Annotated in this window: 16 protein-coding genes; 3 read left to right on the forward strand and 13 right to left on the reverse strand. The window is 44.9% G+C overall.

Annotated elements, in window-relative coordinates; translation table 11 throughout:
• The first annotated feature begins 492 nt into the window (after nt 1-492).
• Nucleotides 493-1,587 carry a tryptophan--tRNA ligase gene (trpS, locus tag AB5903_RS17635; RefSeq protein WP_016661677.1) on the forward strand — a complete coding sequence of 365 codons (1,095 nt, stop codon included), beginning with the start codon at nt 493-495 and terminating at the stop codon, nt 1,585-1,587.
• A gap of 76 nt (nt 1,588-1,663) precedes the next feature.
• On the opposite strand, the gene AB5903_RS17640 is transcribed toward trpS, so the two are convergent.
• The 12 genes from AB5903_RS17640 to tig all read right to left on the reverse strand — a co-directional run bounded on the left by AB5903_RS17640 (nt 1,664) and on the right by tig (nt 18,132).
• On the reverse strand, nt 1,664-2,854 hold the full coding sequence (locus tag AB5903_RS17640) for an OmpA family protein (protein ID WP_060385869.1): 1,191 nt from the start codon (nt 2,852-2,854) through the stop codon (nt 1,664-1,666).
• Between the two features lie 131 nt (nt 2,855-2,985).
• Complete coding sequence (gene mutL / locus AB5903_RS17645) at nt 2,986-4,878, reverse strand: DNA mismatch repair endonuclease MutL (protein ID WP_117899605.1); 1,893 nt, start codon at nt 4,876-4,878, stop codon at nt 2,986-2,988.
• 52 nt (nt 4,879-4,930) lie between these two features.
• Entirely contained in the window at nt 4,931-5,221 is a 291-nt protein-coding gene (locus tag AB5903_RS17650) for a hypothetical protein (RefSeq protein WP_005658361.1), read from the reverse strand.
• 4 nt (nt 5,222-5,225) lie between these two features.
• On the reverse strand, nt 5,226-6,851 hold the full coding sequence (locus tag AB5903_RS17655) for an OstA-like protein (RefSeq protein ID WP_118154974.1): 1,626 nt from the start codon (nt 6,849-6,851) through the stop codon (nt 5,226-5,228).
• Nucleotides 6,836-8,203, reverse strand: a complete 1,368-nt coding sequence (locus AB5903_RS17660; protein ID WP_005658365.1) for a peptidylprolyl isomerase — start codon at nt 8,201-8,203, stop codon at nt 6,836-6,838. The genes AB5903_RS17655 and AB5903_RS17660 overlap by 16 nt, the downstream gene beginning before the upstream one ends.
• A gap of 15 nt (nt 8,204-8,218) precedes the next feature.
• The gene (locus AB5903_RS17665) at nt 8,219-9,061 is read right to left on the reverse strand and encodes a peptidyl-prolyl cis-trans isomerase (protein WP_368118080.1); all 843 of its coding nucleotides are present in this window, start codon (nt 9,059-9,061) and stop codon (nt 8,219-8,221) included.
• Between the two features lie 57 nt (nt 9,062-9,118).
• Complete coding sequence (locus tag AB5903_RS17670) at nt 9,119-10,675, reverse strand: peptidylprolyl isomerase (RefSeq protein WP_005658369.1); 1,557 nt, start codon at nt 10,673-10,675, stop codon at nt 9,119-9,121.
• 120 nt (nt 10,676-10,795) lie between these two features.
• Entirely contained in the window at nt 10,796-12,271 is a 1,476-nt protein-coding gene (gene guaB, locus AB5903_RS17675; RefSeq protein WP_005658372.1) for an IMP dehydrogenase, read from the reverse strand.
• Between the two features lie 103 nt (nt 12,272-12,374).
• Nucleotides 12,375-14,558, reverse strand: a complete 2,184-nt coding sequence (gene recQ, locus AB5903_RS17680; RefSeq protein WP_005658374.1) for a DNA helicase RecQ — start codon at nt 14,556-14,558, stop codon at nt 12,375-12,377.
• A gap of 174 nt (nt 14,559-14,732) precedes the next feature.
• Nucleotides 14,733-15,977: an ATP-dependent Clp protease ATP-binding subunit ClpX gene (gene clpX / locus AB5903_RS17685; RefSeq protein WP_005658375.1), complete on the reverse strand. Its 1,245-nt coding sequence runs from the start codon at nt 15,975-15,977 to the stop codon at nt 14,733-14,735.
• A 2-nt stretch (nt 15,978-15,979) separates the two neighbouring features.
• Nucleotides 15,980-16,642, reverse strand: coding sequence for an ATP-dependent Clp endopeptidase proteolytic subunit ClpP (clpP, locus tag AB5903_RS17690; protein WP_005658378.1), 663 nt, complete (start codon nt 16,640-16,642; stop codon nt 15,980-15,982).
• A 134-nt stretch (nt 16,643-16,776) separates the two neighbouring features.
• Complete coding sequence (gene tig, locus AB5903_RS17695) at nt 16,777-18,132, reverse strand: trigger factor (RefSeq protein WP_005658380.1); 1,356 nt, start codon at nt 18,130-18,132, stop codon at nt 16,777-16,779.
• Between the two features lie 674 nt (nt 18,133-18,806).
• On the opposite strand from tig, the gene AB5903_RS17700 reads away from it, so the two are divergent.
• Nucleotides 18,807-19,055, forward strand: coding sequence for an RNA-binding protein (locus tag AB5903_RS17700; RefSeq protein ID WP_004288279.1), 249 nt, complete (start codon nt 18,807-18,809; stop codon nt 19,053-19,055).
• A gap of 95 nt (nt 19,056-19,150) precedes the next feature.
• Here AB5903_RS17700 and lptB read toward each other — a convergent pair whose 3' ends face one another.
• Nucleotides 19,151-19,909: an LPS export ABC transporter ATP-binding protein gene (gene lptB / locus AB5903_RS17705; protein WP_004288278.1), complete on the reverse strand. Its 759-nt coding sequence runs from the start codon at nt 19,907-19,909 to the stop codon at nt 19,151-19,153.
• A 198-nt stretch (nt 19,910-20,107) separates the two neighbouring features.
• Between lptB and AB5903_RS17710 the strand changes: the two genes are divergently transcribed.
• Nucleotides 20,108-20,851 (forward strand): ABC transporter permease, encoded by a 744-nt coding sequence (locus AB5903_RS17710; protein ID WP_005658388.1) that lies wholly within the window; start codon nt 20,108-20,110, stop codon nt 20,849-20,851.
• Nucleotides 20,852-20,870 lie beyond the last annotated feature (19 nt).

Consider the following 20,870-nt stretch of genomic DNA (forward strand, 5'->3'; position numbering starts at 1 on the left):
TTCAAAAAACCGTGTAATTGACTATATTTCAATAATTTCAAAGAACTATTTATCCACTTTTACGGGACAGTAGTGTAATTACATATTTAATAAATTAATTTTCCATTGCTGATCTTCTGATTTTTCACCTGTCTACGTAACACAGATGAAAATTGGAAATCAACTCAAAACAAACCGGACTTTTCTATTCATTTTCGCTATATATACTTTACCCATGTTTTTTTGATGCTACAAAATTAATATCTATATTTGAGTATCTAGTTATCCAAATTAATCAATCTGTTATCCAAATTAACCACATGCCAAAATTTAGTGCTGTTTTTTACATTTTCTCCTCTATCTCATAGAATACAGAGAATAAAATGACGAAGAATCTCTTCGCTTGTTAAGGAAAAGAGGATAAAGTCCGAATCCACTTTGACAGAGAAGAAAATATCGGTATCTTTGCAGATAACTTATAAACTTTCAGTGAAATAAACAAAAGATACAGATATGGCAAAAGAAAAAATCATCCTTACGGGCGACCGCCCCACGGGACGCCTGCATATCGGACATTATGTAGGCTCATTAAGACGCAGAGTGGAGTTGCAGAACTCCGGACTGTATGACAAGACGTTCGTGTTCATAGCCGATGCACAAGCATTGACAGATAACATGGAAAACCCGGAAAAGGTACGTCAGAACGTTATCGAAGTAGCTCTCGACTATCTGGCTTGCGGATTGGATCCTACGAAGAGTACCATCTTTATCCAGTCACAGATTCCGGAATTGTGCGAACTGACATTCTATTATATGGACCTTGTCACCGTATCGCGCCTGCAACGTAACCCGACGGTAAAGACGGAAATTCAGATGCGCAACTTTGAAACAAGTATTCCGGTGGGGTTCTTCACCTACCCTATCAGCCAGGCTGCGGACATTACGGCGTTCCGCGCCACCACCGTTCCCGTTGGCGAAGATCAGGAACCGATGATTGAACAAGCCCGTGAAATCGTACGCCGCTTCAACTTTATCTACGGCGACACATTGGTAGAACCGGAAATCCTTCTGCCTGACAATGCAGCCTGTCTGCGTCTGCCGGGTACAGACGGAAAAGCCAAGATGAGTAAGTCTTTGGGCAACTGTATCTACCTTTCCGATACAGCCGACGAGATTCAGAAGAAAGTGAAGAGCATGTACACCGACCCCGATCATCTGCGCGTACAAGACCCGGGCAAGATTGAGGGGAATACCGTATTTACTTATTTGGACGCTTTCTGCCGCCCCGAACACTTCGAACGTTACCTGCCCGACTATCCTTCTCTGGAAGAACTGAAAGCCCACTATCAACGTGGTGGTTTAGGCGATATGAAAGTGAAAGGCTTCCTCAACAATATCATGCAGGAAACGTTGGAGCCGATTCGTAACCGCCGCAAGGAATTCGAAAAAGATATTCCGGCTATCTACGATATGCTGAAGAAAGGCTGTGAAGCGGCACGCGAAACAGCCGCAGCGACATTGGACGACGTACGTCGTGCCATGAAGATTAACTATTTCGATGATGCGGAACTTATCGCAGAGCAGGTAAAGAAATTCAGCGCGGAATAATCTCCGCGCGGCAAGGCATAAAAGAAAGGGCTGTATCCGCCACCGGATACAGCCCTTGTTCTTTTCTATTTATCTGTTAGTTAGCAGATTTCACTAATACCACACGGTTCAGAATCGGTTGTCCGAACTTGTCGACACCACCATCGGCAGAAATTTTCAAGCGGTTGGCAGGGATACCGTAATCCTTTACCAAAACATCCACTACAGCCTGTGCACGTTTCAAGCTCAGCTCTTTGTTGAATTCAGGAGTACCTGTTGCAGAGTCGGCATAGCCGTTTACGGTATAGGTAGTGTTCGGGAACTCTTGCATCTGTTTGGCCAGATAAGAAATGTTCATCACCTCACGCGGAGATACTTCGGCAGAACCAATCTTGAAGAATACGGTACGTGGTGCGATATTCGGATCGGTAACGACAACTTCAGTTTCAGTAACTTCCACCGGTTTGTTCTGTGCAGCGGTCAGGGCCGACTCCAACTGTTGGTTGGCAGCAGCCATTTCAGCTATCTGCTGTTGCATGGCAGACAGTTCAAGAGCAGAAATCAATTGTGGGGTCGGACGGTTGAAACCACGTTTCGGGAAGTGGTAAGTCAAACCAAGCGTTGCACTGAACACACCATCATACCCCTTACCGGCAACTGTTCCGTCAAATTTATCTTCGGCTCCCATTGCACTAAGTTCCAGATTAATGTCTATTGCATTTGAAATGCGAAAGCGGTTGATGATACCGGCATTCAGAGCAAGTGCCTGACGGTGAGGCTTCGTATAGTTATGAGTGAGACCGGCACCCAAATAAGGAATGATTTCATATACACGGTCTTCGTTGTATCCGCCAAACAAGGCATTCAGGTTGAACATTACATCACCGTGGAAATTCATGTAATCAAAGCGTTGCTTGTACGAGCCATTCGCACGCTGAGTACCCTTTACATAATCAGCAAAGGGGTCCATGGTAAAGCCTTTTGCCTGAAGGCCGCTATACTGCAAACGTAATCCGAGTCCCGGAGTAAACCATTTACCCACAGAAATATTCATCGTGGGACTAATGCGCTTTCCGAAATCACCCAACTGCTGGTCGTTATCTCCATACATTACCGATGCACCGCCACCGATAGAGAAAAACCAGTTGCTCCAGAATGGATTTGTGATTACCTGGTACTTATCCTGTACCTGAATAATGTCAACCTGCTCTACAACAACAGGTTTTTGTTGTGCCATAGTGGCAGCAGATACGCCGGCCAAAGCCAGCAACATTAGAATCTTTTTCATATACCTTAAAATAGTTAAGTTGGTTAATTAAATTCTTTATCATTCAAACTGATTAATTAACGCCGACAAGACTAAAAGGTTCTGAAAAAAAGATTTTTTTTAATTGTTATGGATAAATAATGTACAAATCATCATTTCTGGAACAACTTTTCAATATCCTCTTCCCTGATAGTGGAAAGCACCGTACGGCCATCAGGCGTATAGTTGGGCGTGGAACAGGCAAAAAGGCTGTCTACCAAATTGGACATCTCATCATTGCTCAGCACCTGTCCGTAAACGATAGCTGCTGCACGCGCCAGTGTCAGCGCAAGGATTGTCCGGACTTCTTCCTTGACGTCACTGCCTTTCTCCATGGCGGTATGTACCATATTGCGCACCAGTTCCACCGGATTCAACCCCTCGATGCCGGAAGGAATACCATTGATAGCGTAACTGCCGCCACCTAAAGGACTGAGGTCGAAACCGACTGCCGCCAAATCGTCCGACAGACTTTCCAACACCGCAGCTTCGGAAACTGGCAATTGAATCAATTCCGGAAATAACACCCCCTGAGATACTCCCTGCCTTTGGCGAATTTGAGTCATGTACCGGTCGAACAGCACACGGACATGCGCACGGTGCTGATCTATCAACATCAGGCCGGATTTTACGGAAGTAAGGATAAAACGTCCTTTGAATTGCAAATGCTGTGCCCCCTTCTCCATGGAAGAAGAATCACCGGAGTACAAAGAAGAAGATTGGGAAGCGGGCTCAACGGCTTCCGTTACAGCGGAAACCGCCTCCTCGAAAGCAAGCGGTTCTTCCTCGACAGGCTCATTCATTCTACTTGCTTTCTCCAAACCGGAATACAGTCCCTCCCACTCTACACTTTGGCGCGGATAACTTCCTCCGCTGCTATAAGAAGAGGCAGAGGAAGTCTTGAAAGGATTGAAGTCCGCATTATAATGCACCTTAGGCGGTTCGATGGGACGACTCTGCTCAAATGCCGGAATGTCAGGCATGCCCTCTGTATCAAAGTCTATGGACGGTACAGCATTGAATTTTCCAAGCGATTCCTTCACAGCCGCTGAAAGTATCTGCCAAATAGCCTGCTCGTTCTCAAACTTGATTTCCGTCTTTGTAGGATGAATGTTTACATCTATATTCGCAGGGTCTACCTCGAAATAGATGAAATAGGATATCTGTTCGCCGGCAGGAATCAGTTGCTCATAGGCATCCATAACTGCCTTATGAAAATATGGATGGCGCATATAACGGCCGTTCACAAAAAAATACTGGTGCGCACCTTTCTTACGGGATGCTTCCGGCTTTGCCACAAAACCGGAAACTTTTATCATCGTCGTGTCTACATCCACCGAAAGCAACTGCTGGTTCAACTTCTTACCGAATATGGCGAGAATGCGCTGGCGCAACGGCATGACAGGCAAATTGAACAACTCCGCATCATTACTATACAGATAGAAAGCAACATCCGGATGCACCAAGGCTATGCGCTCAAACTCGGCAAGAATATTGCTTAATTCCGTTGAATTTGCTTTCAGAAACTTACGGCGGGCAGGAATATTGAAGAATAGGTTCTTCACTGAAAAGTTACTTCCCTTAGGACAAGAAACGGCCTCCTGGCTCTCTACTTTGGAACCGGCAATAACCAGACGCGTACCAAGTTCTTCACCGGCCGGACGGGTTTTCAACTCTACCTCCGCCACCGCCGCAACAGACGCCAGCGCTTCACCGCGAAAACCCATTGTACGTAACGCAAACAAATCAGAGGCCTCACGTATCTTGGAAGTGGCATGACGCTCAAAGGACAGACGCGCATCCGTTTCGGACATTCCTTTTCCATCGTCAATAACCTGGATGCAGGTCTTTCCGGCATCCGTTACCAAAACATGTATTTCTGTGGCTTCTGCATCAATCGCGTTTTCTACCAATTCCTTGATGACAGACGCCGGACGCTGAATCACCTCTCCGGCAGCAATCTGGTTCGCAACCGAATCGGGCAGCAAATGAATGATATCGCTCATGATAAGTATAAAGTATAAAGTATAAAGTATGAAATAAAGGGTACAGAAAAAATTAGATAATACCGTTGGTAATGGCATACCACAAATATATCAGCAATGCCACAACCACCAGTATCACCCCCAGATGCACCGGTCTGCGTCCGCTTTCCTTACGACGTTTCAGATGGGTAGTGCCTTCAATGAACTTCCCCCGGATATCTTCGGGCGAAAATTCCTTTTCCGGCAACATGCCTAACTCGCGTTTGGCATCTTCCTCCATTTTGGCCAGTTTCTCTTTCCGTTCATCTACATAAATGTATGAATGATGAAATCCCCGCGGCTTACGCATTGCAAACATTCCCATAGCATTATTTTTTAGTTCGTTTTATATGCATATCTCTTGGCGAAGTTAAAGGTTTCCGGTCACTTTTCTGCAATGTTTCACCCGCTTTTTTACCCCGCCACTCAAAGATGTCATCCTTGTTCAAGGGACGAATATAATCAAACCACACAAATGAAGGAAGTTTCATCTTGTCGGCCGGTATTTGGTCCATAGGATACAATATGCCGTTGGACTTGCCTATCAATGCAGCTTCTTCCATTTTACGGTCTTTGAGATAAATACGCAGGAAACTGCCTTCGGCATAGTTCATGCCAATCATTGTACTGTCTTTCTCTTCCGGATAGAACACAATCAGGACATTACCGTTCACATCTACCCGGCGCATATCTCCGTCCTGGAAAAAAGCTTTCATCTCCTTGCCTGTCACTTGGTTATAATGGATAGAATCTTTCTGTTCCACAGCCAGCGCCTGATTAATGATGTGCGCCCAGTCGATGGTGCTGTCGTTCATGTAGACCTTTACCTCCTCACCGAGCAACTGCTGCGCACCGTGCCACAAAACAGGGTCGGTATACATCGTCAAACAGGAATCCTTGGAATTATAAACCAAAGAATCGCACACTGCCTGCACATCTGTGCGGTAAGCACGCACCTTGTGATAAACACGCATTTCACGATAGGCAGAGTCTGTATTCATATGGTAAGTTACCAAACGCAGTGTATCACCATGCATAAAAAGACTGTCACCCTGAGAATAGTCTATAGCAACGGCACGTTGGGTAGCAATGGCATTACCGGTTAGCTCATTATAAAAACAGTAATTGCCGGTAAGCATATTCTTATTCACCGTATCATTCATCTGTACGTTATCGAAAGCTTCACCATAACCCAGCTTGCGGTCATAAAAAAGACTGTCTCCGGTAAGTTTCCTGCCTTCATTAGTCAAAATGGAACGGTCTAACAGCTCTGCTTGCTCGGATACGGTATTGTATTCTCCACGCTCCGAATAGATATGGTTCTTATCACTGACTATATCGGAAGGTCCCAGAATCGTAGCGATTTTGGACTCCGTACTGTACTTTAACGTATCGGAAGTCAGGACAAACTTCGGATTTACCAATTTTACTTCATGGTTGAACACTGCCAGTTTGGTTGCCGGGCTGTATTCTCCCCATTCGGAAGTCAGGACATTTTCTTCATCGGTCAGCGTACCGCCGTCAAAGTAATATCCTAAATTATACAGACGGTCATAGTTCAAGCTATCCGTAGTAAGTTCCGTATTGCGGTTAATCATACGGACATTCTCACGCAGCATGGCAAGCTGGGACATACCGTCATAATACAAATAATCACCGTATATGAACAAAGTGTCTCCCTGCTCCATACGAACATTACCGAATGCTTCCACAGAGTTAATTTTCTCGTAAATCAGAGCACTGTCACAAAACATGTACATACTATCGTGCTTCATCCTGACCGAGCCAATCAGCACCTGCACATCAGGGCGCAACTGCTGATCCGCCTGCGCCTCATCGGCATAAAGCAAATCCACACGTTTCTTTTTCTTGTCAGGCTCACTTTTCCTGTCCTGCGCGCTCAACAAACAAACGCCGAACAAACATACCAAACCAAATATCAGTCTTTTATCCATCCCGGATACTTGAATGTACAGTTTCTCCAATTTTCGTTGATGCGAACGTAAGTGTGTTTCTGCTTTTCACGAATCCACTTGTCCAGCATTTCATCCCGACGTTTCTCCAGAACAATCTCTTTCAGGTTCTGGTAGTCATCGGCAACGGTAGCCTTATGTCCATTGGTACGGCTCTTCAACTTCACGATGACACATTCTTCTTTTCCGGTTTTCTGCGGAATCATGGTAAATGCCTCAGAAATCTCGCCAACTTTCATCTTGTCTACCACTTTTGCAATTTCAGGCGGCAGCTCCTGCATCTCGAATTTGGAGGTATTGGTATTGGGGTTAGGCAGCAAACCGTGATTATTGCGCGTATCCTTGTCTTGTGAAAGCACCGATGCCGCTTCCTCAAAAGAGAACTTCCCGTTACGAATATCATCGGCTATAGAGTCCAGACGAGCCATACCTGCTGTCAAAGATTCTTCCGGAATATGCGGTTTCAGCAATATATGACGGGTTTTAATACGGTCTCCACGCTTCTCTATCAGCTGAATGATATGAAAACCATATTCGGACTCCACTATTTTAGAGACCTTATTGGGGTCTTGCAAGTTGAAAGCAACATTGGCATATGCCGGATCCAGCATACCACGTCCGGAAAACTCGATTTCGCCACCGCGAATGGCAGAACCACGGTCTTCCGAATACATACGAGCCAACGTAGAGAAACTGGTCTCACCCTTTGTTATACGGTCGGTAAAATCGCGCAAGCGTTTCTTTACGTTTTCTATTTCTTCCAAAGGTACTTTCGGCTGCTGGGTAATTATCTGCACCTCCACCTGTGTCGGTATATAGGGAATACTATCTTGCGGCAGATCTTTGAAATAACGACGCACCTCGGCCGGCGTAACTTTGATTTCACCAACCAGTTTCTGCTGCATCTTCTGTACTTTCAACCCTTCACGGGCATTTTCCCGCAATGTTTCACGAATCTGGCTGGAAGTTTTATTGAAGTATTCTTCCATCTTTTCACGTGAACCGATATTGCTGATATACATATTTGTCATATAATCCACACGCTGGATGACTTCGGATTCGGAAACTTCAATACTGTCAAGTGCCGCCTGATGCAAGAACAGCTTTTGTACGGCTATCTCTTCCGGTATCACACAATAGGGGTCCCGGTCGAACTTACGTCCTTCGTACAAAGCGCTCATACGAGCTTCTTCCACTTCGGACTTTAATATAGCCTCGTCGCCCACTACCCACACGACCTCGTCAATCACATTGTCTTGTCCATAAACGGTAGAACCGGCTAACAGCGTCAAGGCAAATAAAACTACAAACTTAAAGTTCATACACATCTTCATTCTTGGTATCTTATACTAATAATACTTAATTTTATCTTTTTTCTCCGCACGCTGATACAAATCTTCTTTCACCTGCTTCATAAAATTCACCTGCTTCATGTTCAGCATCATATCCTTCACCTGACTACGGGCAAACTCATACGGTTCCTGTTCTCCCACAGCACGATAATCGCTCACATTCAGAAAATAATGAAAAGCCGTATCTTTCAGTTCCACGTGGCGGTTCTTATTCAGATATTCTCCGGCATCGGGCACTTTCAGCGGCATCAAGTCCATCACTTCGGTTATCGGAACCCACTTGTCATAAAAATACTCGTACTTCACGGCATTCTGCAGACTGTATTTTTCCAGATGCTCTACGGCCTCGCGGTTTTCGGTCCTGTACCAACGGCGAACACTGCTCAGTTGAGGGGCTGTGAGGGGAACTTTGATAAACAATCCCTTTATCAAAGGACTCTCCACCTTAAAAAGCTCTTGATGCTTCTCATAATAATCAGCCAGTTCCGTTTCCGAAATTTCTTCAGAAAGAGTTTGGTTTATCAGCGCCTGCTGGTATGCATGCATAATCAACGCCTTCCGGTAATTCTCCACCAGTTTGTCAATCTCTCCGCTGTTGGGAATATTACTTTGCGCCTTCTCATACAACAGCACATCTTCTGCCCAGTTACGGATGTAATGCTCCGCAAACAACAGGCTGTCATCTTTCGACAATCCTGCGGGAAGCACCGCCTGCAGGTCTTCATGGTAAAGGAAGTTACCATCCAATTCCACTAACGGTGTTCGCCCTCCATGATCGTGCTGTTCCTTGCACGAGCTACAGAAAAGAAGGATTAAAAGTCCCAAACAGGTTGTTCGCATTACCAGCTGATATTTACTACATTTTAAGGTACGAAGATACGGCTTTAATCGGTTGCATCAGTGATTATTAACGGTTTTTAAAACCTCTTGGTTAATTTCAACCTTAGCCGAGGTGCGCAAACGGGTTATCCACTGCTTCTCCAGACAATTCCGATAATCAGTAACCACCCTGTCTTTTACTTCCCGATAGTCATCCGGCGCTTTCACCTTCTTACCCAGCACGGCAGTAAAAGGGAATGACACCATAGGCGCTGCGTCCTTGCCCTTAAACACCAAATCATCGACATATACATTGTCACCGGAAGCGAATGTTCCCTGCTCCGCCTGTATCTGAGGCTGTGCACCGGCATTGAAAGTCAACCGAATCGCATCTTTCCATTCTTCTTCCGGCAGACTCTTCAAAAATTTACGGGCTTGTTTGACAATACGTTTGCTTACTCCGTGCAGAACAATACCTTTATACCGCTGTTCCCTCCACTGATAGTCGGAACGATGTTTTTCAAAATAAGTTTGCAGACCGGCCTCATCTGACTCGATTCGTTTCTGGATTTCCTGTCCGGTGATTTTATCCAGCAACAAGCGGTTCCTATACTCCTCCACCTGATAACGTAATTCCGGATATTTCCGTTCCAAACATACATTTTCATAATCAAGTACAGTTTTCATTACAAAAGCATCCAGCTGCCTGCGTATACCAGCCGGATATGCTACTGCAAAACAGATAAAGTCATTTCCCGTATAGCTCTTTCCTGCCAATGTAAACAGCGTACGTTTTGTTTGTCCTGTACGTATCAGTTCGTCCATACCCGTTTTGTCGGGAGCATACCCATATTCTTTCTTCAGCTTCTCCACCTGTGCTTCAACTCCCCAATCAGTCCCGTGGCGATAAGCCCGACAAACCTCCATTCCATTCTTCACATCGTCAAAAGACGGCATTTCCATTCGCTCAATAACTTTCACAATATGAATGCCTTGCGGCGTAAAAAAAGGTTGGGACACTTCGCCTGCCGATAACTCAAAAGCTACATTCTCAAACTCTACCGGCATTTGCAGCCAACTCACCCAAAATGGCTGTTTCTCATCAGAAAAACGTTTTACGCAGGCATCAAAAGCCTCGGGTGTCTGATTCCTCCGGAGATATTCGTAAATGGAGTCCATGCCGGCAACTGCTTTACGCAATGCATGACCGGATACATTTTGAGGAAGATACTTAAAAATATGACTCACACGGACGCGTCCCGCATGATGACCGGCTTTCATTTTATCATACAACCGGCGGGCTTCATTTTCAATGACAGCCGTATCTGTCAGATACGATTTTATCAACCGGTTGCGGTAATTTTCAACCTTCTCACGAAACGAAAGAGCCGTATCCAAACCGGCTGTCTCGGCAGCAGATACTTTCAGTTTGAAGTCTGCAAACCGCTCCGCATACTTTTCCGGTGCAACATACCCGGAAGCAAACGATGCCGCATCCTTGTTATAATAATACTCAAACTCAGAACGCAGCACATCCTTTCCATTGACACGCATCAGCACCGGGTCCTGCTGGGAAAAAGCAAACCAGCTCACTCCGGAAAAAATCATCACCAAACAAGTCCTTATCATAACCATCTGTCTAAAATAGGCAAAACCAATAAACAAGCAAGTTCACAAAGATACAATATCATAAACAAATAATGCCCGAAAAGTATAATTTACTCTCCGGGCATATATCTTTATGGATGAATATCCTTATTCGGGACGGCTATAATTCGGAGCCTCGCTGGTTATCGCAACATCATGCGGATGGCTTTCCAACACACCGGCATTGGTGATGCGGGTGAATTTGGCATCATGCAGCTTCTCTATATTGGCAGCGCCGCAATATCCCATACCTGCACGCAAACCGCCGGTCAGCTGATAAATCACTTCATACAAAGTTCCCTTATAAGGAACACGGGCTGCAATGCCTTCCGGCACGAGCTTCTTCACATCGCTCGTTCCGCTCTGGAAGTAACGGTCTTTAGAACCATGCTCCATGGCTTCCAAAGAACCCATGCCGCGATAAGACTTGAATTTACGTCCGTTGAAAATAATCGTTTCACCCGGAGATTCTTCTGTTCCGGCAACCAATGAACCAATCATAACAGAGTAACCGCCGGCAGCCAAAGCCTTCACGACATCACCGGAATAACGCAAACCGCCATCGGCAATCAAAGGAATACCTGTGCCTTTCAGTGCCTTTGCCACATCGTACACGGCAGACAACTGAGGAACACCTACACCTGCAACGACACGAGTGGTACAAATGGAGCCCGGACCGATACCAACCTTTACTCCGTCCGCACCGGCCTCAACCAATGCCTTGGCAGCCTCTCCGGTAGCGATGTTGCCTACTACTATATCAATATTCGGAAAACGCTTCTTAGCTTCTTTCAATTTTTCTATTACATACATGGAATGCCCGTGCGCCGTATCAATTACAATAGCATCTGCTCCGGCATCGACCAATGCCTGCATACGCTCCAATGTATCGGCTGTCACACCCACACCGGCAGCCACACGAAGACGGCCTTTGCTATCCTTGCAAGCCATAGGTTTGTCTTTAGCCTTGGTGATGTCTTTATAGGTAATCAAACCTACCAGTTTATTGTCTTTATCGACCACCGGCAACTTCTCGATTTTGTGCTCCTGCAAGATTTGAGCAGCAGCTTCCAAATCGGTTGTCTGGTTGGTGGTAACGATGTTGTCTTTCGTCATCACCTCATCGATACGCTTGTTATGGTCTTTCTCGAAACGGAGGTCACGGTTGGTTACGATTCCCACTAAATGTCCTTCATCGTCCACTACCGGAATACCGCCAATCTTATACTCGGACATCAAGCCCAATGCATCAGCTACCGAAGAACCTCTCTTGATTGTTACCGGATCGTAAATCATACCGTTTTCGGCACGTTTTACAATAGCAACCTGACGGGCTTGCTCCTCAATAGACATATTCTTATGAATCACGCCAATACCGCCTTCACGGGCAATGGCAATAGCCATTTTCGCTTCGGTAACAGTGTCCATAGCGGCTGTTACAAACGGAATTTTCAACTCAATGTTACGTGAAAACTTAGTCGAGAGTTCGACTGTTTTAGGAAGTACCTCAGAGTAAGCAGGGATTAACAGAACGTCATCGTAAGTCAATCCGTCCATTACAATCTTATCAGCAATAAATGACATAGGGCTATGCGTTTAAAATTTATTGCGTGCAAATATACGGTTTTTATTCCATTCCGTATATTTACACGCAATATTTTTTTCTTTTTTTATCGCAGCCCGAGGATTAATTTGCCATTTCGGAGATGAACTTAATACGTACCAAACGTACTTCTTCTTCTGTAAAATCATCCCCCAGCTCATCCAAAGCATCATCGATATTATCCGTAGTAGATTCTTTGAAATAGTCGTATATATCCAACAGATGGTCTTCGTCCATAATATCTTCCAGGAAGTAGTCGATATTCAGTTTCGTACCGGAGTAGACAATAGCTTCTATCTCATCCAGCAACTCCTCAAACTCAATACCTTTTGACATGGCGATATCGTCCAAAGCCACCTTGCGATCAATAGCCTGAATGATAGCGACCTTCATCTTAGACTTGTTGGCCACGGTACGTACACGCAAATCTTCCGGACGTTCTATCTCGTTCTCCTCACAATGGCGTTTAATCAGCTTACAAAACTCTTCACCATAACGCTTCGCCTTGCCGGCTCCTACCCCCGGAATATTCTGCAACTCATCCAAAGTTATCGGATAAATAGTTGCCATTGCTTCCAAAGAAGGGTCCTGGAATATAACATAAGGCGGTACTTCCAACTTCTTGGAGAGCTTCTTACGCAAGTCTTTCAACATGGAATAGAGAGCCGGGTCTACCGCACAGGCGCCACCGCCGCGTGCCGGTGCTTCTTCCTCCACTTCCTCGAAATCATTATCTTCCGTAATCTTAAAGGATTTAGGATGCTTCAAGAATTTCTTACCTGCATCCGTTACTTTCAACAAGCCGTAGTTTTCGACTTCTTTGGTCAAATAACCGGCAATCAATGCCTGGCGGATAACAGCATTCCAAGTTTTGTCTTCTTCTCCCATACCGGAACCGAACACTTCCAAATCTTCATGCAGATGCGCCTGCACTTCCGAAGTTTCTTTTCCCTGTATAATATCTATAATATAGTCTGCTTTAAAATTTTCTTTTACCGCAAGAACAGTTTCTATTACGGTGCACAATAATTCCTGAGCTTCCACTTGTTTTTTCGGATTTAAACAGTTGTCACAATTTCCACAATTTTCTTCCGTATATTCCTCACCGAAATAGTGTAGCAACGTTTTTCGGCGGCAAACGGACGATTCGGCATACGCAGCGGTTTCCAGCAGAAGCTGCTTGCCTATTTCCTGCTCTGCAACAGGCTTGCCTTGCATAAACTTTTCCAGTTTCTGCAGGTCTTTATTGGTATAAAAAGTAATACACTGTCCTTCGCCTCCATCTCTTCCGGCACGTCCGGTTTCCTGATAATACCCCTCCAGGCTTTTCGGAATATCATAGTGAATCACATAACGCACATCCGGTTTGTCAATACCCATACCGAAAGCAATCGTGGCCACGATCACATCGATTTTTTCCATAAGGAAATCATCCTGATTCTGTGTTCGTGTGGCCGAATCCATTCCAGCATGATAGGCACGGGCATTAATCCCGTTTGCCTGAAGTATCTCGGCAAGTTCCTCTACTTTCTTCCGGCTCAGGCAATAGATGATACCCGACTTTTCCGGATTGTTCTTGATGAACTTGATAATATCCTTATCTACGTTTGCAGTCTTGGGACGTACCTCATAATAAAGGTTCGGACGATTGAAAGACGACTTGAACACCTGCGCTTCCACCATACCCAGATTCTTTTGGATATCGTGCTGCACCTTTGGTGTGGCGGTTGCAGTCAATGCAATGAGCGGAGCTTTCCCGATTTCATTGATAATAGGACGGATACGGCGATATTCCGGTCGGAAGTCATGTCCCCATTCAGAAATACAATGGGCCTCATCTACGGCATAGAAAGAAATCTTAACCGTTTTCAGGAACTCCACGTTCTCTTCTTTTGTCAAAGACTCCGGAGCTACATACAGCAGTTTCGTCCGCCCGGCAAGGATATCGGACTTCACCTGGTCTATCGCACTCTTGTTAAGGGAAGAATTGATGAAATGAGCTATTCCATCCTCCTCGCTGAAATTACGCATCGCATCGACCTGATTCTTCATCAGGGCAATCAGAGGAGAAATCACAATGGCCGTGCCGTCCATCAACAAAGAGGGTAACTGATAGCACAAAGACTTTCCACCGCCGGTGGGCATCAACACGAAAGTATCGTTACCCGCCAACAGATTCTGTATGATTGCTTCCTGATTTCCTTTAAAAGTGTCGAACCCGAAGTAGTTCTTCAGCTGGTCTGTCAAATTAATCTTCTTCCCTGCCATGATTCATTAGGTTGTTTATTGAGTTAAGCTATTAATAACGCCGCTACATGACGTTTCTTATTTTCAAGAACTCTAACAAAGTTATAAACAACTTCTTAAATTTCAAGCATAATCCGCCGAATATTTTTCAATAAAACACAAAAAAGTCTGCTTTATTTGTATTACCTTTTGATTTTAAGCATTTTGAAGTCTTGCCATATTCGCTTTTTCCAACTGGGCACGGGCATAGTCCAAAGTTACTGTAAAACCATCTTTGTGTTCGGAAGGGATTTCAAACATCGCATCCATCATAATGGTTTCTACGATGGAACGCAAACCGCGAGCTCCCAGCTTGTATTCAATAGCTTTGTCTACAATATACTCAAACACCGCATCTTCAAAAGTCAGCTTCACACCATCCATTTCAAACAACTTGACGTATTGCTTGATTATGGAATTTTTCGGTTCCGTCAGAATGGCACGCAATGCCGTACGGTCCAAAGGATTCAAATAGGTCAATACCGGCAGACGACCGATGATTTCGGGAATCAGGCCGAACGATTTCAAATCCTGCGGAGCAATGTACTGCATCATATTATTCTTGTCGATGGCCGCCGTATTGCGCACCGCCCCATAACCCACGACATTGGTATTGAGGCGTTGCGCTATTTTCTTCTCGATGCCGTCGAATGCACCGCCGCAAATAAACAATATATTCTTGGTGTTCACCGGAATCATCTTCTGGTCGGGATGCTTACGTCCTCCCTGAGGCGGAACATTCACGACCGAGCCTTCCAGCAGCTTCAACAATCCCTGTTGTACGCCCTCGCCGCTTACATCACGGGTAATGGAAGGATTGTCGCTTTTACGGGCTATCTTGTCTATTTCATCTATAAACACAATGCCTTGCTCCGCTTGCGCCACGTTATAGTCCGCCACCTGCAACAGACGGGTAAGGATACTTTCAATGTCCTCGCCTACGTAACCGGCTTCCGTCAGCACGGTTGCATCCACGATAGTAAAAGGTACATGCAACAATTTGGCAATGGTACGGGCAAGCAAAGTCTTACCGGTTCCGGTACTGCCCACCATGATGATATTGGACTTTTCAATCTCCACATCATCATCCCCCGCTTTCTGCAGCAGGCGCTTATAATGATTGTACACAGATACCGACAGGAAACGTTTCGCATCATCCTGCCCGATAACATACTGATCGAGAAAATTCTTAATCTCTACAGGTTTAGGAAGTTCTTTCAGATTCAGTTTCGTAGCGCCATCACCTTTTTTGGCATCCAAAGCCTCTTGAGTAATCTCATAGGCCTGGACAGCACAACTATCGCAGATGTAGCCGTTCATCCCCGTTATAAGGAAGCCGACCTCATCTTCCGAGCGTCCGCAGAAACTGCATCTGTTCTTGTTTCGTTTAGAGTCTGCCATATTTATTTCTTTGTATAGACTTGGTCTATCATACCATACTCTTTGGCTTCCTGCGCCGTCATCCAATAGTCGCGGTCGGAGTCGGCCCACACCTTATCAAAAGATGTATGCGAATGGTCGGCTATGATAGTATAAAGTTCTTTCTTCAATTTTTGGATTTCACGTGCCGTGATTTCAATGTCCGAGGCTTGTCCTTGTGCGCCGCCCATCGGCTGGTGAATCATTACGCGCGAGTGCGTCAGTGCAGAACGCTTGCCTTCTGCTCCGGCCACCAGCAATACTGCCGCCATACTGGCAGCCATACCGGTGCAGATGGTGGCTACATCGCTGCTAATGAACTGCATGGTGTCGTAAATGCCCAGTCCGGCATATACCGAACCGCCCGGCGAGTTGATATAGATAGAGATGTCCTTGCCCGGGTCTACAGAATCCAGATACAGCAATTGAGCCTGCAGGGTATTGGCGGTATAGTCGTCTATCTGCGTACCGAGGAAAATGATGCGGTCCATCATCAGGCGGGAGAATACGTCCAATTGAGTTACATTCAACTGACGCTCTTCCAGGATATAGGGATTTAAATACCCGGCTTGTGATTTAATCACATCATCCAGCACCAAGCTGTTCATTCCCAAATGCTTGGTAGCGTATTTTCTAAAATCATCCATTGTCTTTCTCTTTTTAATTTTTTAATGTGAATGCAAAGAAACGAAAAAGAACACAGAGACACAAAAAAACACAGAGTTATAGTTTGTCAAACTCTGTGTTTCTTTATAAAAATCAGCGGCTTCCCGCCAAAATCTTATTCAAACATCTTGTTGAAATCCGCAGCCGAGATGTTCTTGTTCTCCAACGTTACCTGCGTTTTCAAGGCTGAAGCCAGTTTCGTTTCAACAACACGGTTCACCAGACCTTCGATGCTTTCTTTCTTCTTCAGCATTTCTTTTGCATAGTTGTCGAGGATTTCTTCGGGCACGCTCAGCATACCGTACTGTGCAAACTGTGCACGGGTAGTTTCCTTTGCCATATTAAGGATGTCATCCTGTTCAACTTTAATATCGTTGGCTTTCACCAGTTGCTCTTTAATCAGATGCCAAGTCAGTTCTTCGATACTCTTGTCGTAATTGTCTTCTACGAATTTTTCGTCCTTGTCCTGGTTGTTCAAACGCATGATACGCTTGAGCAACGCATCCGGGAATTCCAATTTACCGACTTTTTCCATCAGCATCTTACGAACATCCAACAGGAATTTATAATCGCTGTCAGCTACAAACTGGTTGGCGATAACCTCTTTCACTTTGGCACGGAATTCTTCTTCGGTCTTGACAACGCCTTCGCCAAATACCTGATCGAAAATCTCCTGGTTCAGCTCACCTGCCACGAAACGGGTAATTTCCTCTACCTGGAAGCTGAAGTTGGATTTCATTTCGGCAGCAGCTTCTTTGTCTACCTTCAGCAGCGAAGAGAGTTCGGCTGCATTGCCATCCCATGCTGTATAAGGATTGAATACGAGTACATCGTTTACCTTTGCATTGGCAAAGATGGCTTTCTGGTCGTCGTTCTTCATATATGCCGGCATCATAACGGCACCTTCCACCTGAACGCCACCTTCTTTGGTGTTGCCTTCTGCATCCAGTTCGGCGAGCAGACCCTTCAACATATCGTTGTCGGCATAGGCGTCTACCTTTTCGTACTTACCGTTACGCTGCGTATAAGCCTTCACCTGGTTGTCAACCATTTCTTCGGTTACATCGATCGTATAGTAATCTACTTTATCGTCTGCAGCAACCTCAGCTTTGAATTCCGGAGCCAAAGCAATGTCGAACAGGAATTCAAATTCTTCCATTGTATCGAAGTCGATAGCTTTCTGCTTGTCTTCATTAGGCAGAGGCTCGCCCAAAATATTCACCTTATTATCTTGGATATACTTATATACGGAATCAGAAAGAAGCTTATTAACCTCTTCAGCCAATACCGACTTACCATACATTTTCTTCACCAGGCTCATCGGAACCATGCCTTTACGGAAACCGGGGATTTGAGCTTTCTGACGGAAGTTCTTCAATGATTTGTCTACCTTTTCCTGATAGTCTGCTTTCTCAAGCTTTACAGTAAGCAGTGCGCTTACTTTGTCAATGTTTTGCAATGAAACGTTCATTCTGACAATTATTTATTTGATTTATACTTTATTTCATTCTCCAATTTGAGCGTGCAAAATTAACGTTAATCTTTTAATTATCAAAAAACACAAGCAATTATTTCCTTTGCCTCCCCTACCGCCAAAACTTTTCCATCCCGTTTCTTTAATGCAGTACCTCCGGGCAATCTTCCCAATACCACCGCTTGATAGCAGGAATACCACACTGTGGTAGCTGTCGTACCAAAGGGTGGTAGCCGTCGTACCAAAGAGTGGTAGCCGCCGTACCTTAGTAAGGTACAACGTGTACCAAAGGAAGAAATTATTTGGTACACATGTCATAAATCAGCGAACACCCCTGAACAAGGGAATAAGCCCGTATCAGGAAAACATATTGCCGGCAGGCAAATACAACAAATCCATTAAAATCAAAGAAATATATAGATGAGCGGGGCATTCTTTCCGCCTTATGGCAAGAGAAATAAAAATAATTGAGAAAAAGTATTGTATATCCGAAATTAATGTGTTCCTTTGTCGCAGAATGATGGCATATTAGTTTCTCGATTTCCATTACATGGTTTTTACTTCCGTTGAAAAAACGTTTTTGTAAACTCTCTGTCGTTGCAATCCTTTTATTATTCGGCTGTCTTTCTAAGAGAGTTTTATTCATTTTTATATTATTTACATTTTTCGTTATGAACATTTATGTTGGAAACCTTAACTACCGAGTTAAGGAAGATGACCTGCAAAAGGTTATGGAGGACTACGGCACAGTATCTTCTGTTAAATTTATCATGGACCGCGCAACCGGACGTTTCAGAGGCATTGCATTCGTAGAAATGGAAGACAGCGCAGCTGCCGCCAAAGCTATCTCCGAACTGGACGGCGCCGAATTCTTCGGTCGTCAGATGGTGGTAAAAGAAGCAAGACCTCCGAAATACTAATCATATAGATTAAAGGAGAAAATAAGAAAGACCGTCTTGGACGGTCTTTTTTATTGTTATAGGCTTATTGTTATATGCTGCTGCAAAAACCGGCTCTACACCATAAAGTCCTTGCGACGAAGCACAAAACTGTTACTCAAATACTTTTCGCGTACAATCTTATTCTCGGCAAGCTCTTCGGGCGTACCTTGAAACAGAATTTTTCCTTCAAACAGCAGATAAGCACGGTCGGTGATGCTCAAGGTTTCCTGCACATTGTGGTCGGTTATCAGAATACCGATATTCCGGTCTTTCAACTTCCAGACAATCTGCTGAATATCTTCCACCGCAATAGGGTCTACTCCGGCAAACGGCTCGTCCAGCATAATGAACTTCGGGTCGATGGCCAAGCAACGGGCAATCTCCGTACGACGGCGCTCGCCACCGGACAACTGGTTGCCTTTATTCTTACGGACCTTTTGCAAACGGAACTCTGCAATCAGACTTTCCAGCTTATCTTTCTGATAGTCCAAAGGCTTGTCCGTCATTTCCAACACAGCCGCAATATTATCTTCCACACTCATCTGGCGAAACACCGATGCTTCCTGCGCCAAATAACCGATACCAGTCTGCGCCCGTTTGTATACAGGGTATTTTGTTATATCCAAATCATCCAAAAAGATGCGTCCTTCATTGGGAGTTATCAATCCTACGGTCATATAGAACGAAGTAGTCTTACCGGCACCGTTCGGTCCCAGCAATCCCACAATTTCTCCCTGCTTTACGTTGATAGAGACATGGCTGACTACCGTACGCTTTCCGTACTTCTTCACCAAATCCTCTGTCCGGAGCACCATTTTGCTTTCTTCTTCCATAACGCTATGTCACCACAATTATATATACAGATTACTATCAGTCCTCAATACTGCCGTTTCTTCCCCAGATTACAATCGTCTTCATCCTGGTTTCAGCAAAAATACTGTGCCATTCGGCGTAATCTGTGGTGAAACTGGCGCAAATGTAGCAAAAATAAGCTGAAATAGTGTACATTTGCAGACAAATACTTACGAGTCATGATTAAAGCACTTAGAACAGTAGGAAGATACATCATATTAATGGGTCGTGTTTTTGCCCGTCCGGAACGCATGCGTATGTTCTTCCGCCAATACATCAATGAGATAGAACAACTGGGCGTAAACTCCATCGGCATCGTATTGCTAATATCATTTTTTATCGGAGCCGTTATTACCATACAAATCAAGCTGAACATAGAAAGCCCTTTCATGCCACGCTGGACGGTGGGATATGTCACCCGCGAAATTATGTTGCTGGAGTTCTCGTCCTCCATCATGTGTCTGATATTGGCAGGCAAAGTAGGCTCGAACATCGCTTCCGAACTTGGAACGATGCGGGTTACCCAGCAAATAGACGCTCTTGAGATTATGGGTGTCAATTCTGCCAATTACCTGATATTACCTAAGATAGCGGCAATGGTGTCAACTATTCCTCTTATGGTAACGTTCAGTATATTCGCCGGCATCATCGGTGCTTTTTGTACATGCTGGTTCGGCGGTATCATGTCGGCCGTAGATTTGGAATACGGTCTGCAATACATGTTTGTAGAATGGTTTATCTGGTGCGGCATCATCAAGTCTCTGTTTTTTGCCTTTATCATTGCCAGCGTATCGGCATTCTTCGGTTATTCGGTCGAAGGAGGGTCTATCGAAGTAGGTAAAGCATCTACGGATTCAGTGGTATGCAGCAGTGTACTGATTCTGTTTGCCGATCTCATACTGACCCAGTTGCTAATGGGCTGACAAGTTGATTCTAAATTCA

Source organism: Bacteroides sp. 2201st1_D9_2201SCRN_220225 (genome assembly GCF_040928965.1).
GTDB classification, from domain to species: Bacteria; Bacteroidota; Bacteroidia; order Bacteroidales; family Bacteroidaceae; genus Bacteroides; species Bacteroides stercoris.

Excerpts from the sequence above, each read along its gene's own strand:
- trpS (WP_016661677.1), top strand. The coding sequence starts at position 493 with ATGGCAAAAGAAAAAATCATCCTTACGGGCGACCGCCCCACGGGACGC.
- AB5903_RS17640 (WP_060385869.1), bottom strand. The coding sequence starts at position 2,854 with ATGAAAAAGATTCTAATGTTGCTGGCTTTGGCCGGCGTATCTGCTGCC.
- mutL (WP_117899605.1), bottom strand. The coding sequence starts at position 4,878 with ATGAGCGATATCATTCATTTGCTGCCCGATTCGGTTGCGAACCAGATT.
- AB5903_RS17650 (WP_005658361.1), bottom strand. The coding sequence starts at position 5,221 with ATGGGAATGTTTGCAATGCGTAAGCCGCGGGGATTTCATCATTCATAC.
- AB5903_RS17655 (WP_118154974.1), bottom strand. The coding sequence starts at position 6,851 with ATGGATAAAAGACTGATATTTGGTTTGGTATGTTTGTTCGGCGTTTGT.
- AB5903_RS17660 (WP_005658365.1), bottom strand. The coding sequence starts at position 8,203 with ATGAAGATGTGTATGAACTTTAAGTTTGTAGTTTTATTTGCCTTGACG.
- AB5903_RS17665 (WP_368118080.1), bottom strand. The coding sequence starts at position 9,061 with ATGCGAACAACCTGTTTGGGACTTTTAATCCTTCTTTTCTGTAGCTCG.
- AB5903_RS17670 (WP_005658369.1), bottom strand. The coding sequence starts at position 10,675 with ATGGTTATGATAAGGACTTGTTTGGTGATGATTTTTTCCGGAGTGAGC.
- guaB (WP_005658372.1), bottom strand. The coding sequence starts at position 12,271 with ATGTCATTTATTGCTGATAAGATTGTAATGGACGGATTGACTTACGAT.
- recQ (WP_005658374.1), bottom strand. The coding sequence starts at position 14,558 with ATGGCAGGGAAGAAGATTAATTTGACAGACCAGCTGAAGAACTACTTC.
- clpX (WP_005658375.1), bottom strand. The coding sequence starts at position 15,977 with ATGGCAGACTCTAAACGAAACAAGAACAGATGCAGTTTCTGCGGACGC.
- clpP (WP_005658378.1), bottom strand. The coding sequence starts at position 16,642 with ATGGATGATTTTAGAAAATACGCTACCAAGCATTTGGGAATGAACAGC.
- tig (WP_005658380.1), bottom strand. The coding sequence starts at position 18,132 with ATGAACGTTTCATTGCAAAACATTGACAAAGTAAGCGCACTGCTTACT.
- AB5903_RS17700 (WP_004288279.1), top strand. The coding sequence starts at position 18,807 with ATGAACATTTATGTTGGAAACCTTAACTACCGAGTTAAGGAAGATGAC.
- lptB (WP_004288278.1), bottom strand. The coding sequence starts at position 19,909 with ATGGAAGAAGAAAGCAAAATGGTGCTCCGGACAGAGGATTTGGTGAAG.
- AB5903_RS17710 (WP_005658388.1), top strand. The coding sequence starts at position 20,108 with ATGATTAAAGCACTTAGAACAGTAGGAAGATACATCATATTAATGGGT.